We start from the raw sequence: 16781 nt of genomic DNA on the forward strand, positions 1-16781 counted from the left end.
CTGGCTTCCGCGAATGGAATAGCTCGTCGACGGACTGCTTCGGGTCCTTGATCCGGGAGCGATCCTTGCGATCGTTCTTCTGTGCCTCGAGCTTCTGCAGGAAGCGGAAACGGGGCGACCGGGTTGCGTGCCCCGATCGGCCGTGCTTGGTCATGCCGAAACCCTTTTGGCCACCATGCGTCATTTGATCACTAACGAAAGCTGGGCACCTAATCTCTCGCACGCGGGAAGCCGCCAACGGTACGGGGCCCGCTTCGTGCGGTTCGCCGAAACTAGGATCAAGTGAGGAAAGAATAGCCCTGATCGCCCAAAGGCGCGAGGTGGAGACGGAGAACAGTATGCTGCAGTGCGGCGTACCTACTATCCAACATGTCGGGGCCGCCGTCAGGCGTTGGGGGTGCGAGTCACTGGAGCGCTACCTACGTTCCCCCCGACAGGATCTGCCCGAGTTTGTTGTCACTGTCGCTGAACGTTCCGCCGTGGGAAGATTTACATGAACTCTCTCGGGAGGAATTGCGAGCGACTAATCTCATCACTACCGACAAAGTTGCTCAGCTGGGCAGCCCCAACGCAGCGGCGGTCGAGCTGGCGCCCAAATCGCTACAGAGTCTCTCTTCGTGAGCACTGCGGTGGCGGCCTCCGCTGGGCAAGAGCAGCGAGTTAGCAGATCGACCGCATGCGCCTGCCTAAGTGCGGTGGTGGCCGGCAGCCTGCCCTCCATCGACATGGAGAATCTCACCTGTTACAAACCCTGCGCCATCGAGGTACAGCACCGCATCGACAACGTCGGATATGTCTCCCATCCGGCCCATGGGGTGGAGTGCGGCCAACGCTTGATGCGCCTGCGGTGGATGCATCGGCGTTTTGATGATGCCGGGTGAGACGGCGTTGACGCGGACACCAGTGCTCGCATACTCGATCGCGAGCGCCCTGGTGGCCGCATTCAAGGCGCCTTTGGTAAGCGACGCCAGGGCGGCCGGGACGCTGTTCATCGGCTGGTCGACGAGACTCGTCGTGATCGTGACGACATGGCCGCGCCCCTGCTCGCCCATGATGTCGAGCGCACGTTGGGTCATGTGAAAGAACCCTTCAACGTTCGTCGAGACGTAGGCCTCATAATCGGCCAGCGTGTAAGCGGTGAACGGCTTCGCCATGAACATGCCGGCATTGTTGACCAGCGTGTCGACCCGGCCGAAACGCTCGAGCGCCGCGCTGAACGCCCGCTGCGCCGTTTGGGGATCGCCGACGTCGCCCGGCACGACCAGCATGTCGGCATCAGCGCCTGACTTGATTGATCGCGATGTCGCGACGACCCTGTAGTTTCGCTGCCGAAAGGCCTCGGCAATCCCCGCGCCGATCCCCTGGGATGCTCCCGTGACGACGGCGACTTTCCGTTCTGTGCCCATGGCCATCTCCCTCAAGCTGCGCCGCTTGCCGCAAGCGGATCGTAGCTGCCTTGCCGAAACATCATGTGCAGTTGCCGTCGCCTCACGCCCATATTGCCGCCGTCGAAGATTGGGAGTGCCAGCGCGTCCTGGAGCAGACGAGCGAACGGCGCTTCGTGATCGTAGCTGTCGACGCCCACCACCCGCATGAGATCGGTGATCACGCGCACCGCGGCTTCCGAGCCAAAGATCTTGGCCTCGATGGCAAGCTCATCGGCCCCCGGGGACTGGGTATCGACCGCGTGACAGGCGCGCCAGCTGAGGTAGCGCGCGGCCTCGATCGTGGTCTTGGCATCGGCCAGCGCGTATCCGACCGCCTGATGCTCGATGATCGGGTGAACGCCGCCGCGCTTTTCGGTCTGGGCAAAATGCAGCGCGAACTCGAAGGCCGCGCGCATCAACGCCACGCCGAAGATGCCGACGAGCGCCGCGGTCCCCGTGAAGGCGGCCGCCGTAAGCGCGAGACCTGCCCCCTCCTGGCCCAACAGATTGCGGCGCGGTGTCGCAACATTCTGCAATCCGAACTGCGGCACCAAATGCGCGCGGTGGCCGATCGTGTCGATGGCGCGCTCGAATATCAGTCCTTTGACCGGTCCCTCGACGGCGATGATCGAGATCCCTTCATTGGGTGGCGCCGCTGCATCCGTCCGGCACACGACGCACAGGACATCGGCGCCTTCGCGGTTCCATCCCGTTGCCGAGGACACCCATTTCTTGCGGCCGTTGATCACCCAAGTGTCCCCTTCCCGCCGTGCGGTGGTGCGGACACCTTCGCCGGGCGGAGGCGAGCCGGAATTGGCGCTGCCGCCCGGCTCGCTGGAGCAGAAGCCTGCGAGCGGCGCTCCACCCGTCTTCAGGAATGGCACCAGCAGGCGCTTGCACTGGTCCGGCGTGCCGCCGAGCAGAATCGGCAAGAGACCGAGCACGGTGCCGAGCACCGTCAGCGTCACACTGGCGTTCACGCTATAGAATTCCTCGGCCAGGATCGCCATGTCGATCAAGCCAGCATTCTCGCCACCCGCCGTGGCCGGAATGCACTTGCGCAAATTGCCGGCCGCGACCATCGCCTCATAGGCGGGCCTGGTCGCGAGAAAGCGTTCTTCCGGTGTTGCCAGCAGCTCGGCGCGCCGGGCCTCGCTGAGCACCTCCTTGGCGAACTTGCGCGACGCGCGCTGAAGGTCCCGCTGTTGGGTCGTGAGGGTGAAATCGATCGCCATGGCCATGTCCTCTGATCCCGGATGTCAGCCGTCGGGGCATGGCTATCCCGGGATCAGAAGATAATCTTGGACGGCACCGTCCGATTTCTTGGCGTGGAGTGAACCGGATCAGTCAGCGTGCGCTGCTCGCGCGACGGAACTCGCGGGGAGCCAAACCATGGCTGCGCTTGAACAGACGGTTGAAATGCGAGATGTCGCGAAAGCCCGCGCCAAAGGCGATTTCGGCTATGGTTCTGTGAGCGGACTTGGGATCAACCAGCACGCGCGTGCAGGCCGCAATCCGCCGGTCATTGACGTGTTCGCTGACAGAGCGATCCGTCATGGCAAACAGACGATGGACGTAGCGCTCGGAGCAACGAAACTTCGCGGCAAGCGCCGCCGCGCCAAGTTCGGAATCCTCGCTGTGACGCTCGATATGATCGATCATCATCGACAGCAGAACGGGGACGTGCACGCGCTCGGCGGACAGATCGCTCAGCACGTCGGGCGCGTGTGCGATCAGATCGACCACATGCGAACCGATCAGGGCCGAGGCCCTCAAACGCTGATGATCGGCGAGGCAGATTTCGGCATAGCCGCAAAGAGTTTTGGAGAGAGCCCGGCCCGTCTCCGTGCGAGACAGGTTGAGCTGCGGACGATCGAGCAGTTGCTTCGGCAGCAGCCTTCGCGGGACGGCGAAGCAGAAGAGCTTGAAATTGTGACAGTTGGCGATCTCGAACGGCTCCGTCGTATCGGCGACGGCGAGATCGCCGGGCGCACAGGTCTGCTCGTGGTCGCGTTGGCTGGTGCGCCCGAGCCCTTCGATCTGGAGGTTGACGAAACAAAGATCGTCGGTGCTCCCGGAAATATGTGAGGCAAGACGAACTACCGTATGCCGCGTCGCCGTCACCAGGGAGACCTGGATTGGCGCAGCGTCAGCTCTGGAAATGGCGCCTTCAAACGGCTCGTCCGCAAGCCTGCGCGGCTCAAGACGAACAAATGCCGCGGCAAGGTCGTCCGCCCAGCTTCCAAAGGGTTGGTCCGCGCGTCGCGGCTTGGTCGACCATTCCATGAGCACCCCATACAAATTGCAAGGGCCCCTGCCGGCATAGGATATCGCCCGCGCAATATGCGGTCAAATTCCGGGCAAATGGCAAGCTCGCGTTCACACCGAAAGGGGGGCAAGCCTCCAAGTGCTTGGCGCGCTGGGCACCGGCACCGACAAAGGCCTCTGACAGCGCCAGGCACAAACGTCGCGATCCTCACCACCAAGGAGTACGACACCCGGGATGCGCCTCACGGGAACGGGACAAGGTGCTGCAAGCGGCCGTTTCCGAACAAGGCCTGGAAGATCGTCGCAGCCGATGGGAAGGATCAGCGGAGTTGGCGCCTAGACCCGTTGTGAGGAGGACAAACCCGAGCAACCCGGGCGGTCTTGTCAACAAGCAGGTCGCTTTCGATCCCGAGAGCAGCGAGGTGGCGGTAAAGCTCTGTCGCGCCAACGTCATGCGGAAGACGCAGGCTGCCTCGATCAGCAGACTCATTCGCATCTGGGAGACGCTACCGATCTCCCCTGGACGAGACCCCGAGCGGTTGGTGAGTACGGGGAGAGCGCAGCTCTACGCTCATAGAGAAATATCGAACGAGGGCTGCCGATCAGGCGCAAGCGATCTCGTCGAAGCAGCCGGTGTCGCGCGACTCACTCGATCGCGGCCATAGCAAAACCGCCGGATACGTGGAACAGCAGTGCGGCGGAGAGAGTGTCAGTCACCCCCCATTGAAAGATAAGGCATTTTGGCCTTCTTAGACCGAAACCACCATTCGAGCTACGGCCGAAAACTGGCGGTTCGCCTCCGCATTTGGATGAAATCGTTGCCGCCCACCGCCTCGAGCTTCCCAAGTTGTCGTAATCGCTTTGTCAATCAGCCCGCAAACTTTGGGCGCCGATCCCCTAGCTGGCTTAGGGGGCAATATTGCAGGCCAAATGACACCGTGTCTTCCGACACTCCAACACTTCGCGGATCAAAGGCAGACGATCATTGCCAAAATACATATCGGTTCTGTCAATGAAGACTGTCGGCGATCCGAAGCCGCCGCGTGCGATTACCTCGTCTGTGTTGAGTCTGAGCTGATTCTTGACCGCCTCTTCGTTGATACTTCGGAAAAATTCCGCAGGATCGATGCTCACCTTCTTGCAAATGTTCGTCAGCACAGAATCCTGGGAGATGTCCTTGTCCTCACCCCAATAGGCTTCGAACACGGCAGTTGCGAACGGGACCATCCCGTCGCTGCCGAGCCAGACGCAGCCGCGCATCGCCCTTACGCTGTTCACCGGAAAGACCGTCGGTGGCATCTTGATCACAAGACCGGCCGAACGAGCCCAATCGGCGAGATCTTTCAGCATGTACTGCGCTTTCGGCACGATCGGATTTTCGCGCGAGGCATAAACGCCCGGATTGACCGCATTAAAAATGCCGCCAGCCAGCACGGGCCGCCACGAAAGCGACTCGCCAAACTCCTTCGCCAATTTTTGAATGTTGTGGAAGGCGAGATAGGTCCACGGACTTGAGCAGTCGAAGAAAAACTCGATCATCGATCGTTACACTCACCATCTCTCCGGTACGCGATGCTGCGAGCCAGCATTTCGATCTTCACTCGCCAGAGGCCTCCATCGCCGTTCATTCCGTGACGACCCCGGATGCGCCGAACATGATTCGCTTTGCCTCGTCGGAGAACGGCTCTTTCACGAATTTGCCGACCGCAAGGCCGGCCTGCACTTGCGGCCGTTCGCGAACTTCCGCATACCAGCGCTTTACGTTCGGGTAGTCGTCGAGTGTGAAACCTTGCGCCTTATGGGTCATCGTCCACGGGAAACAGGCCATGTCGGCTATCGTGTATTCGTTGCCAGCGACAAAGCGCCCGGTCTTGCCCAATTGAGCGTCAAGCACACCATATAATCGCGTCGCCTCACGCTGATAACGGTCAATCGCATACGGGATCTTCTCCGGCGCATAGAGACGGAAATGACCGTGCTGACCAAGCATCGGTCCAAGACCGCCCATCTGCCACATCACCCATTGGACAACCCGGGTACGGCCGCGCACATCCACTGGCAGAAAGCGTCCCGTCTTCTCTGCCAGGTAGATCAGGATAGCACCCGTCTCGAATACGGAGATAGGCTCGCCACGGTCGGCCGGCGCGCGATCAACAATCGCTGGAATACGATTGTTCGGGCTGATGGCGAGAAACTCGGGCCTGAACTGCTCACCGGCGCGAATATCGATAGGAACGACAGTATACGGCAGCCCCAGTTCCTCAAGCAGAATCGAGATCTTCCAACCGTTAGGGGTCGGCGCGTAGTGCAAGTCAATCATTCCGGACCTTCCTCGAAATCACAATCGACCCAATTGCGCGCGCTCTGCTTGTCATCTCTGGACCCTGGACTCGACACCTCGCCACGTGAGCTGGATTTGGCTCGATCTAGGGATCAACTCGCTCAAATCTTCCTATATTCTCCCTAGGCCTGTTCGACGAACCGGGCAACGGACCCGGCTTGACGAACGCGTTCACCACGTTGCTCAGGAGCTGCGAGACGTTGTTCTCGAAGCCGTTGATGGGAAGGGCACTTCCGAATGCGATGGATCCGGTTGCAAACACTGCACCGTTGTTCGGCGCCTCGAAGTACACCATATCGGCCCGCAGGATGTAGTTGTGCGTTCCGCTGAAACCCTGATGCGCGTGCGCACCCTCCTCGTCGTGGGCAATGTAGTTGTCGGGGTGACCACCCGAGGATGCGATGATCTTCGTGTTAGGCGGCGTGCCGAACCCCAGCTTGTAGCAGTCGATCTCAATGCCCGCCGCCCCGCCGTTGCCCAGGCCGAAATCACCGATGATCTCGCCTTCGATTCCTTCGGTGATCCAGGCGAGCGCAGGATCGTAGCTGTCGGGCATCCGCCGGTAGGGCTGGCTATGGGCGAAGCCCTCGCCGGCGAACGTATTGCCGACCAGCTTCTGCCCCCAGCGCTGAAAGCCGGTCCAGATTCCACCCATCTGCCCCGTCGTGGCAAGGTAGTATTCGCCCGGCCGTGCTGCCCAGGCGATCCAGTGTCCACCGGTCTTGCGGCACTCCATAATCCACGGCTCGTCATCGCGAAACGCCACATTGCAGCAGAAGCTGTTCGCGCCCATGCAGATGAAGCGCCCACCGCCGGCGATGTAATCCTCGTGCGCATTGAGCATGCGCTCGGAATGATATTCCGGATGGGTGGAATTGAGGATGCATGCATAGGGGGCCATTGCGGCGACACCCTCCAGATGAACATCTTCATCGGTCAGGACGTCGTAGTCGTATCCCTTGTGCTCAAGCCACGCCAGGATCGAGAGATCAGCCGGAAAATTCCAGGGCAGGTCGAAGGCGGAGATCCGGTATTTCGGCCGCATGTTCACCAGCGGGCGGCGATAGCTCGAATAGCAGATGCCTGCGCCATCTGCATGCGAGTCGTAGCAGCCCCCGCCGAACTCCGGATTTTCATATATTTCAATGTCGACCTCGGAGATTGTCGGCGGTTGACCGGCCATTGGCTGCACGATCTGGCCGTCGGTCGCGAAACGTTCATTGGCATAAGCGATATAGGTTGCCGTGGAAAACAGCAGAGCGATGCGCCCGGTCGGCACGCGGGGCCGGACGAAAAAAACGATGTACTCCTCGGCGAGGCCCTTGCCGTCGCCGGCGCGTAACCTCATGGCGTAGGCGCCGCTGCGCAGTATTTCGGGCAGCTCGAACGTCTTTGTGACTTTCCAGTTGCTGTCGATCATCGCGTCGGCATGGAATTCGATGCCGCCGTATTCATGCGGGGCGAGGCGGAAGCAGTCGTTGCGGCCGTTCCAGTTGTAGCCGGTCTGCGCACGTACCGGCCTGTTGTAGCCGTTCGCGTCAAGGCGGTTTGGTCCAATGTCGACCACGACATCGCCGATGCCGTGGTCGGTGTAACCCTTCGTGGTGTCCCAATATGCCACCATGCCGTATGATGGAGGCTGTCCGCCCGCGCGGATCGCGTCGAGTTCCTCGCGACCCAACGGGCGATCGAACACACCGCAACGATCGATCTTTCCGCAGTAGAGCTGCGATACGAAGTGACCGCGCAGTGCGTGCCAGTCGCGCGAGCCGGCCACGAGGAACGGCGTATCGACCAGGTTGTTCTGTCTGAACCGAAACACCTCCGACACATGCGATCGGTAGTCGACCGGCGCGACCTTGCTGAGCAGGCTGTTGTAGCGGTTCACGACGCCTTCCTGGTACAGCGTGGCGCGACCGCTTCGCGCATCGAAAGTGGCCGCGACGAAATACCAGGCCTGCTTCTGCAACGGCAGCTCAGCCTGGAGATAGTCGATCTCGTTTCCGCAACCGACCCAGAACTCCAGCCTACCGCTCGGATTGATCCCGAGGCCGTAGCCGTGATTCTTGTCATTGTCCCAGCGGCCGAGCAGGCATTGTCGATGCCCGACATCCGGCCATGTCGGCCAGATGAATGCACAGAGCGTGATGCTGCTATCCAGCGCGAGCTTGCGATTGGGGTCGGTCACCTCGAGGAAGGCACCAACCTGCGTGAACTGCTTCTCGACCTGCCAGGTGCCGTTGGCGACGCAGTCGATTTCTTCCTCGATGAATCCCGGACCATGCGGATGCTCGTCGCCATGGATCAGGCGCACGAGATGAGCTTCAGCGGTCGACGTGCCGTCGGCACTGACATGAAATTGTATGGTATCGCCCGGCTTCGCCGAGATCTTGTCTGCGTAACCGAATATCTTGATCTGCGCCATGGTGCGGAGTTTCCCATCGAGAAGCCGGACAAGGTGCCCTGCCCGGCGGGCGTGTTGCGCTAGGTTTCGAGAAGGTCGCGGATGCAGCGCAGGAACAGGCCGTGACGGGCCTCGTTCGCGGATGTGTAGATGCCCGTATCAATCACACGCGGTGGAACTCCCCGACGCCCCGACAGCTTGACCACCTGATAACGGCGGAACGGCTCGATTGCTCTGACCGCATATCTTTCGTCGAGCGGTCGTTGACGGAAATAGATCAACAGTCGCTCGAGCCTTTCGCTGTGCTGTCCCAGAGGCGACCGCCGGTGCTCTTCGATCACCTCGGGAGTCACGAGTGTCCGCAAAAACTCGCGGCGGCAGCCGTCGAACCGATCCCGGACGATGATGTCACGGTCCTGGGACCTGTCATACTCGAGAGGCAACATTCTCAACTCTCCAGAACTGCAAATGCCTGACGCGAAGCATGTCGGCCGGGCGTACCGGCACGCCATTCTGCGACGGCTGTTTCATGCCCACTGCTTTTCCTCATTGACCCATGCGAACCCGGGTAATCTGCCGGCCCCCGCGAATGCCTCCACGACATTCGCCAGCACTCGGGATGCGCTGTTCCTGAAAGTGTTGATCGGCAGCGATTGCGCGAATGCGACCGAGCCACATGCAAACACGGCGCCGCCATGGGGGGCCGTGAAGTAGGTCATGTCGGCATGAACCCGCCAGTCGTACGACCCATAGAGCCCAAGGTAGGAATAGAGGACGAGTTGCTGGTTCACGACATAGCTGTCCGTGTGGCCCCCTGACGAGGCGATGATCTTGGTGTGCGGCGGCGTGCCCAGAGCGCGGTCATAATAGTCGAGCGCCAGCCCCGCGGCGCCGTCATTGGCAAGACCGGCGTCACCGATGATCTCGCCATCGACACCTTTGGTGATCCAGGATACGGTGCGGTGATAGCTGTCCGGCATCCTCCGGTATGGTTCGCTTCGTCCACCGCCCGAGCTGCTCAGGCCTATGGCAACCAGCTTCTGGGTCGCCCGTCCGAGCACCTTCCAGGGACCACCACGCATCCCGTCCGTTGCCATGTAGTGCTCGCCGTAACGTGACACCCACGGCTTGTACCCATCATCGCGACGTCGACATTCCATGATCCATGGTTCGCCGTCGCGAATGCCGGCCGTGGCGTTGAACCCGTTGCCGCCTGCATAGATGTAACGACCGCCGCCGGCGATATAATCCTCGGTCGCATCCAGCATTCGCTCGGTGTAGTATTCCGGGCGCGAGCCGCTGATAACGCATGCGTACGGCGACAACGCCTCCGACCCGTCGCGATGGAGGTCCTCGTCGGTCAGGACCTCGTACTCGAAGCCGCTCTGGTCCAGCCATGCGATGATCGATAGGTCCGCAGCCAATCCCGAAGCCACATCGAGGCTCGGCATCCTGTACCTCGGCCGCATGTTCATGACCGGACGGTGATAGGAGCTGTAGCACACGCCAATGCCATCGGCGTGCATGTCGTATGTCGACAGCCCGAAATCGGCTCGCATATACATCTCGATGTCGATATCGGACAGCACAGCCGGCTGTCCCGTCAAAGCTTCGCGCTCCGGGTGATCGAAGCTCAGGCGCTCGTTCGCAAAGGCAAGGTAGGTGAGTGTCGGAAACAGGAATGCAATACGCGCCCGCGGCCTTCCCGGCCGCACGAAGAAGACGACATGCTCCTCGCTCACGCTCTTTCCCCAGCCAGATCGCAGCCTCATGGCATAACAGCCGCTTTTGAGGCCGAGCGGCAGGGCGACGGTCTTGGTCGCCTTCCAATTGCAATCCGTCAGCGCGTCGGCATGAAACTCGATCCCCCCGAACTCTTGCGGAGCCAGACGGAAACAATCGGTGAAGCCGTCCCAGTTCCAGCCGGTCTGGCCGCGAACGGGCCGATTGTATCCTCGGGCATTCAGCTTGTGCCGGCCGACGTCGACCACGAGATCACCGATGCCGCGGTCGGTGTATCCAGCGCTCGTATCCCAGTACGCGACCAGGCTGTCCATCGCGGGTACGAGCCCGCTCCTGATCGTGTCGAGCTCGGCGGGCTGTAGGGCCTGGTCAAACGCGCCGCACCGGTCGATCTTGCCCCAATAGAGCTCCGACACGCACGTACGCTGTTGCGCGTCGCGGCTACGCGAACCTGCCATGAGAAACGGAGTTGAGTCCAGGCTGCCGGGCCTGCTCCGGAAGCCCGCAGATTTGCGGGATTCGTAGTCCACCAGCGCAACCTTGCCTAACAGGCCGTTGTACCTGTTGCCGACACCGACCTGGTGCAAGGTCGCACGCCGGGTCTCGGCATCGAAGGTCGCGGCCACGAAATACCACATCTGCACCTGCAGCGGCACGTTGGCCGTCAGGCGCTCGATCTCTTCGCCGCGTCCGATCCAAAACTGCAGATAGCCTTTCTCGTCGATGCCGATCCCGTAGCCCTGCTTTCGATCGCCGTCCCATCGGCCGATTATGGTCTGCCGCTTTCCGGATGCTGGCCAAGTCGGGTGAACGAAGGCGAACAGAGTGAAGCTGTTTGCGAACGCCAGCCGCCCCTCGGGATCATCGACCTCGAGAAACGATCCTACCTGGGTGAACTGCGGCTCGACCCGCCACCTGCCGTTCGCGGCACACGCCACCTGTTCCTCGACGAAGCCTGGTCCTGCTGGGTTCTGATCGCCATGGATCAGGCGCACCAGTTGCGCCTCAGCGGTATCCGTCCCCTCGGCGCTGACATGAAACTGAATGGTCTCGCCCGGCTTGACCGAGATCCTGTCCGTGTAGCCAAAAAGTCTGACCGGTGTCACCACCAACTCCCTCGTTTACGAGCCCAACGTCCGCCGCGCAGGACGGACACGCTTCATCCGTGATCAGGACTCCAGCAGATCCTGAACGCGCCGCATGAAGACGCCGTGGCAGGCCTCATCCGGCGTCGCGTAGATCCGGTCCTCGACTACACGCGGCGCCACGCCGCGATGTCCGGATAGAGCGACGATGCGATAGCCTTCGAAGCGTTCCACGGCCATGATGGCGTACTTCTCCACCTGAGGACGAGTGCGGAAGTAGATCAGCAGCCGTTCCAGCGCCTCACTGTGCTGCCCGTTGAGGGAATGGCGATGCTCCTCGATGATCTCCGGCGACACCAGCGTCTTGAGATGGTCGCGGGTCATCTTGTCGTGGCGCCGCTGGTAGATGACGCTCTTGTCGTCGGCCTCGGTCGCCTCCTCGGGTAGCATCTCGCCGCCCTTCTCCGCTCGGGTCGATCGCCGCTCGCTCTTCTTCTTGTCGCGCCAGGCACGGAACTGCGCTTTGATCCCGAACAGCCCGTTGCGGAGGTAAAGCACGACCAGGAGCATGATGAGCCCGATGATCATGAAACGAGCCGGTCCCCACGTATTCAGCACCTGGTCGAAGAATACAACGATGAGGGTGCCGACCACCGCCCCTTCCGCACGTCCAACGCCACCGATCACCAGCATGGCGAGGCCGAGCAGCACGGTATCGAAGTTGAAGATCGAGAACGCCACGCCGCCGAAATTCGAGGTGTAGAATCCGCCGATGAAGCCCAGCGCCGCAGATGAGATGAGGAACACCCAGACGCGCGCCTGGCGAAAGTTGACTCCCGTCGCCTCGGCGAAGGCCTCGCGCTTTTCGGGCGCCATGCGAAGGATTCGTCCAAGCCTGCGGCCGTTGACGAACCGGTAGAGCAGCAACGCGAGCAGCATCAGGCCGAAGCAGGCGTAATACGCCAGGAGCAGCTGACCGAGCTGCGACCAGTCTTCCGGTATATAGGTCCTGGCGCCATACAGGCCGCCATTCGCGGACCCGAACTCCTTCGACGTCACGAAGTAGACCCGGCAGAGCTCGTTGAGCCCAAGGGTGAGAAGCGCATAATAGAATCCGTCGAGCCGCGTGGCCGGCAGCGCGATGATCCCGCCGAAGACCAGCCCTACCAGCGCGCCGATCGGCGGCAACAACCACCAGGGTAATGCGAACTTGACCGCAAGCAATGCCGTGACGAACGCGGCCGTCCCGACGACTGCATAGGTGGCGAGCGAAAAGACGCCCGCAGTGCCCATGATGAGCATCCAGCACAGACTGATGGCGGAATAGATGCCGAAGGTGGCTCCCGCCGTCAGCAGCGTGTTCTGCAGATCGCCGGGCGTGAACAGGGGAGCGATCGCCAGCGCAAGAAGCCCCAACATCCACCAGATCGGCCGCTTGTCGACGATCGTCTTCTCCGCGCGCAAGGTCTTTGGGTTATACTCCCCGCGCAGGCGAAGCACGCGGCGACGCGTCGGCCAGTAGCGAAGACGATTCCACATCGTTCCGCCGTGGCCTGGCCATTTGTAGTAGTAGCGAAGACGGCCGACGGCATTCAGCTTCGTCGCCGATCGACGAGTTCTTTCCCAGACCTCCTGGTGGCTGCGGAACGGAATGGTCGGAAGCTCTTCGACGTCACGCTTGCCGCCCCAGACGAAGAGCGGATTGCGCCACTTGACGCCGCTATCAATTGACATTGCTCAGGCCTCCCTCGCCTTGTCGAGCAGCCCGGCGATGCCGCGCGGACGGACCAAGAGGATGACGATGATCACAACGAACTGGGTGATGAGAACGTAGCGGCCGCCGATCGATATGCCCGTCAGCGCCTCGTTCAGGCCGAGCACGATCGCCGCGATAACGGCGCCGCGCACGCTGCCCAGCCCGCCGCAAAGCGCAATGCTGACGCCCTTGATCATCGGCATCAGTCCGCCGAACGGCGAAATATAGTAGGTTTGGGAGAGGAGAACGGCCGCGAGGCCCGCCAACCCGCCCGTGATGCCCATGACGTAAAACGAGGTTCGCCGAACGCCGATGCCGACGATGGATGCCGCATGCGGATTCATCATCATGGCGCGGATTTCGAGGCCGCGGCGGCTCGACTGCATCCACCTCAGAACGACCGCCAATATCAGGACGGATGTCGCCACGTTCCCGACCTTGTCCGCGGTGAAGACCACACCCGGCAAGGACACCGACCAGTTGCCGAAGATTTCAGGCAGGCTCTTCGATCGCGGGCCGAACCACCAGAGCAGGAATTGCGTGCCGATCAGATTGATCGCGAGCGTCGCAATCAGACCCCGAATGGTGAAGTTTGGTTTGTCGTGGATCGGTATGAACCCAACCGCACAGATGACCACTCCCCCGAGCGCGCCTGCGAGGATACCCGCGGCCAGTACTGCAGGCCCCGATGTGGAGACATGCTGGGCAAACAGCCAGGCGCCATAGCCCGCGAATGCAAATATGAAGCCGTAGGCGAGGTTGAGCAGGCCGAGGCTCGACCACGTGATCGAAATTCCGATCGCAAGCGTGCCGTAAATGCACGCAAGGACGATGGTGTTGCTGACGATGAACCAGATATCCACGTTTTACGCCTTTCGATAAACGTTCAACGCGAGTGCCGCCGAAGCCTCACCCTTGAGCTTTCCGACATGCATGCCGATGACGCGATCGACCCGTCCCTCGAGCAGCGCAACGTTCTGCTCCGCAATGATCATCGCGGCATTCCCGAGCTTGACAGCCATCAGTGCGTTGATCACGCTCTTGCCGATCTTGGGTGCCAGCCCGAGCGATGGCTCGTCGACGAGGAAGAGCGACGCATCCGTCATCAGGCCGCGGCCGATCGACACCATGCGCCGTTCGCCGCCCGACAGGCGCCCCACGGGTACGCCCATCAGCTTCCGCAACGGTGGAAATATCTCCAGGATGCGGAGCTTGCGCGCAGCGCGATCGCGCCAGGCCGCCGCGGTGTAGGCCCCGGAATCGAGATGCTCCTCGACGGTCAGGCCATGGAAGATCTCGTCGCCTTGAGGAATCAACGCCAATCCTGCGCGCACGATCTCGTGGGTGTAGCGCCCCGGCCCCTGGCTTCGCGTGCGACCGACCTCCCTGCCGTTCAGCTTGATCGAGCCGCGCTGCCAGCCGGTAAGTCCGGCGATTGCATAGAACAGGGTCGACTTGCCATGGCCATTCAAGCCGACGATGCCGATCCGCTCCCCACACTGAACGACGAGGTCGAGATCGTGGATGACGCGAACCGGCCCATAGCCTGCGGACAGTCGCTTGACGTTCAGGACCTCGCGCTGCGGCTGACGCGCCGGAGCGCCCGGCAAATGGTTGCTCACGGAGATATTCATGCATCGGCCTCTTCGCTGAAATCCTCGAAGTAGGCCGCGTGGACCTTCGGGTCCGCCATGACGTCGTCCATCAGCCCCTCGGAAATGACCTCCCCGGCATCCATTACCAGAATGCGGTCCGCGATCGTCCCGAGGAGCTCGATGCGGTGCTCGACGATGAGGATCGCAATGTTCATTTCCTTGGCGAGGATCCGCAGCAGAGTATCGATCTCGTCGACCTCCGAATTGATCAGGCCGGCCGCCGGCTCATCCAGCAGCAGCAACGAGGGCCGGCGCATCAGCAGGCAGGCCAGCAGCAATTTGCGCCGGTTGAAGGTCTCGAGCTGCGTCGCCGGCGTATCGTCACTGATCTTCAGACCGACGAGATCGGCGCCATATTCAGCATCGAACCTGGTGAGAAACGGACGATGAGCCTGACGCGCCGCCTTGAACGTCTCGCCGACGGTCAGTTCGTCAGGGACCACCGGCGTCTGGAACGTGCGGCCGATCCCCAGGCGCGAGCGGGAATACAACGGCAAGCCCGTAACATTCTCGCCCTTGAACCACACTGAGCCGCTCTTTGGCGGCATACGGCCAGAGAGGATTTCAAACAGACTGGTCTTGCCCGCGCCGTTCGGTCCGATGATGCCCAGCACTTCCCCGGCCTCAACATGCAGGTTGATATCGCGGAGGATCTCGCGACCGCCGAGATCGAGCGAGATGCCGCTGCAGGAGAACAGGGCGGCCTTTCCGCCCTGTTCAGCCGTACCGTTTCGTGAGAGTTGTCTGAGCATCAGCTCCACCACGGCGCAGAGCTCAGCTTCGTTTCCGAGACCGGACCGGGATAGACGATCTTGTGCTCGCCACCCTGGATCTGGACATAGAGCTGCGCGACGCCGGCCTCGAGCTTGCGCGCCTGCAATTCGTCCCCCCCATTGTCTGGGAAATGGAGCGCTTCCTGATATGGGTTGCCCATATCGACGTAGCCGCAGACGCCGCGTTGCGGGTTGGCCCGGATCCAGTCGCAGACCTCCCTGAACTTCCGGGGATCGCCGACCGCTTCCCAGGCCTTCTTGAGGTAGTAGGTCTGATCGTAGGCAATGCCGGTGTAGGCAAGCCCGGCAATGCCGGGGAAACGCTTCTTGTACTTCTGCCTGTAGGCGAGCCCCCTCTCGTCACCATAGATGCCCATGGTCGTGCCCCAGACGAAGCCGTTCGCCGCCGAACCGGCAAGCTCGAGGAATTCCGGCTGCGAGGGGCCGTACTGAAGATAGACGAGCGAATCGCGCACCGGGCTTGCCACAAACTGTTTGCAGAAAGCGGCGTATTCAGCAGCCACCCAATGGTCCACCATGATCGCGGCGGCATCGACCTCCTTCATCTCGCGAATGACCGGTGCCCAGTCCTGCACGGGATACTGGATATCCGTAATGCGGGCGACTTCGAACTTGCCGCGCCGCTTGATCGCTTCCTGGGCCGCACGCGATATCGTTTGGCAGTAACCGATCTGCTCCTGAATGATATGAACCTTGCGGTTCTTTGGTTTCCAGACGCCCCCCTGCTCCTGGTCTTCCAGCCAGAGAGCGTAGCTCCATCCATAGTTCACCTCAGACGGACAAAACTGGAAGATGTGGCTGTATTTATCCGGTTGCTCTTTCACGGCAGAGGTGCCGGCGCGTTGTGCGTTTCCGTTGATGTAGGGACATTTGTACTTCACGGTCGCGTCCATCGCCGGCAACGGGACGAGCGTAAAAGCAAAGGAGATCGCGTCGACCTTGGCGTCCACGCAGGCGGCAAGCGCCTGCTTGGAGGATTCCGGCGAAAGAACGTTCATGTCGGTTGTGAACAGCTTTAGCGGCCTCCCGAGGATGCCGCCTGCAGCATTGATCTCTTCCATCGCCAGCGTCGTGCCATTCAGGAAATCCTGATGATCCGCAACACCGGCAGCGGCCGTCTGACAGTAGGGAACGCCGAGAACGATCGGCTGCGCCGCAAGCGCCGGCCGTCCAACGAATGGCGCAGCGATAGCCGCGCCGATGCCCGCAGTCACTGAACGCCTGGTGAGTCCCAAAACCATCTGAGTGACCTCCTGCAATCGCGCGCGTGGGTTCTCGGCATCGCAACCGAGACCGGCCGGATTTCAT

General features: G+C 61.5%; 13 protein-coding genes and 1 pseudogene. 2 read left to right on the plus strand and 12 right to left on the minus strand.

Going from position 1 to position 16781, the window contains the following annotated elements; all coding sequences use genetic code 11:
- Positions 1-686: 686 nt before the first annotated feature.
- Positions 687-1406, minus strand: coding sequence for an SDR family oxidoreductase (locus QA640_RS35185; protein ID WP_283037383.1), 720 nt, complete (start codon positions 1404-1406; stop codon positions 687-689).
- An 11-nt stretch (positions 1407-1417) separates the two neighbouring features.
- On the minus strand, positions 1418-2662 hold the full coding sequence (locus tag QA640_RS35190) for an acyl-CoA dehydrogenase family protein (protein ID WP_283037384.1): 1245 nt from the start codon (positions 2660-2662) through the stop codon (positions 1418-1420).
- Positions 2663-2819: 157 nt separating this feature from the next.
- Here QA640_RS35190 and QA640_RS35195 point away from each other — a divergent pair, with 157 nt between their 5' ends.
- Positions 2820-3515, plus strand: a complete 696-nt coding sequence (locus tag QA640_RS35195) for a hypothetical protein (protein ID WP_283037385.1) — start codon at positions 2820-2822, stop codon at positions 3513-3515.
- Between the two features lie 557 nt (positions 3516-4072).
- Positions 4073-4207, plus strand: a pseudogene (locus tag QA640_RS35200) (DNA-binding response regulator); the annotation flags it as partial.
- Between the two features lie 394 nt (positions 4208-4601).
- Here the strand turns inward: QA640_RS35200 and QA640_RS35205 are convergent.
- From QA640_RS35205 to QA640_RS35250, 10 genes are all read right to left on the minus strand, one after another.
- Positions 4602-5234 (minus strand): 2-hydroxychromene-2-carboxylate isomerase, encoded by a 633-nt coding sequence (locus QA640_RS35205; protein ID WP_283037386.1) that lies wholly within the window; start codon positions 5232-5234, stop codon positions 4602-4604.
- A gap of 85 nt (positions 5235-5319) precedes the next feature.
- Positions 5320-6015, minus strand: coding sequence for a glutathione binding-like protein (locus QA640_RS35210; protein WP_283037387.1), 696 nt, complete (start codon positions 6013-6015; stop codon positions 5320-5322).
- Between the two features lie 106 nt (positions 6016-6121).
- Entirely contained in the window at positions 6122-8461 is a 2340-nt protein-coding gene (locus tag QA640_RS35215) for a N,N-dimethylformamidase beta subunit family domain-containing protein (RefSeq protein WP_283037388.1), read from the minus strand.
- 59 nt (positions 8462-8520) lie between these two features.
- Complete coding sequence (locus QA640_RS35220; protein ID WP_283037389.1) at positions 8521-8886, minus strand: hypothetical protein; 366 nt, start codon at positions 8884-8886, stop codon at positions 8521-8523.
- Positions 8887-8967: 81 nt separating this feature from the next.
- Positions 8968-11289 carry a N,N-dimethylformamidase beta subunit family domain-containing protein gene (locus QA640_RS35225; protein WP_283037390.1) on the minus strand — a complete coding sequence of 774 codons (2322 nt, stop codon included), beginning with the start codon at positions 11287-11289 and terminating at the stop codon, positions 8968-8970.
- 63 nt (positions 11290-11352) lie between these two features.
- The gene (locus tag QA640_RS35230; RefSeq protein ID WP_283037391.1) at positions 11353-13002 is read right to left on the minus strand and encodes a branched-chain amino acid ABC transporter permease; all 1650 of its coding nucleotides are present in this window, start codon (positions 13000-13002) and stop codon (positions 11353-11355) included.
- Between the two features lie 3 nt (positions 13003-13005).
- Positions 13006-13887, minus strand: a complete 882-nt coding sequence (locus QA640_RS35235) for a branched-chain amino acid ABC transporter permease (RefSeq protein ID WP_283037392.1) — start codon at positions 13885-13887, stop codon at positions 13006-13008.
- 3 nt (positions 13888-13890) lie between these two features.
- The gene (locus QA640_RS35240; RefSeq protein ID WP_283037393.1) at positions 13891-14658 is read right to left on the minus strand and encodes an ATP-binding cassette domain-containing protein; all 768 of its coding nucleotides are present in this window, start codon (positions 14656-14658) and stop codon (positions 13891-13893) included.
- Positions 14655-15443, minus strand: a complete 789-nt coding sequence (locus QA640_RS35245; RefSeq protein WP_283037394.1) for an ATP-binding cassette domain-containing protein — start codon at positions 15441-15443, stop codon at positions 14655-14657. The genes QA640_RS35240 and QA640_RS35245 overlap by 4 nt, the downstream gene beginning before the upstream one ends.
- Positions 15431-16714, minus strand: a complete 1284-nt coding sequence (locus QA640_RS35250) for an ABC transporter substrate-binding protein (RefSeq protein ID WP_283037395.1) — start codon at positions 16712-16714, stop codon at positions 15431-15433. Before QA640_RS35250 ends, QA640_RS35245 begins: the two co-directional genes overlap by 13 nt.
- Positions 16715-16781 lie beyond the last annotated feature (67 nt).

It is taken from the genome of Bradyrhizobium sp. CB82 (assembly GCF_029714405.1).
Taxonomy (GTDB): domain Bacteria; phylum Pseudomonadota; class Alphaproteobacteria; order Rhizobiales; family Xanthobacteraceae; genus Bradyrhizobium.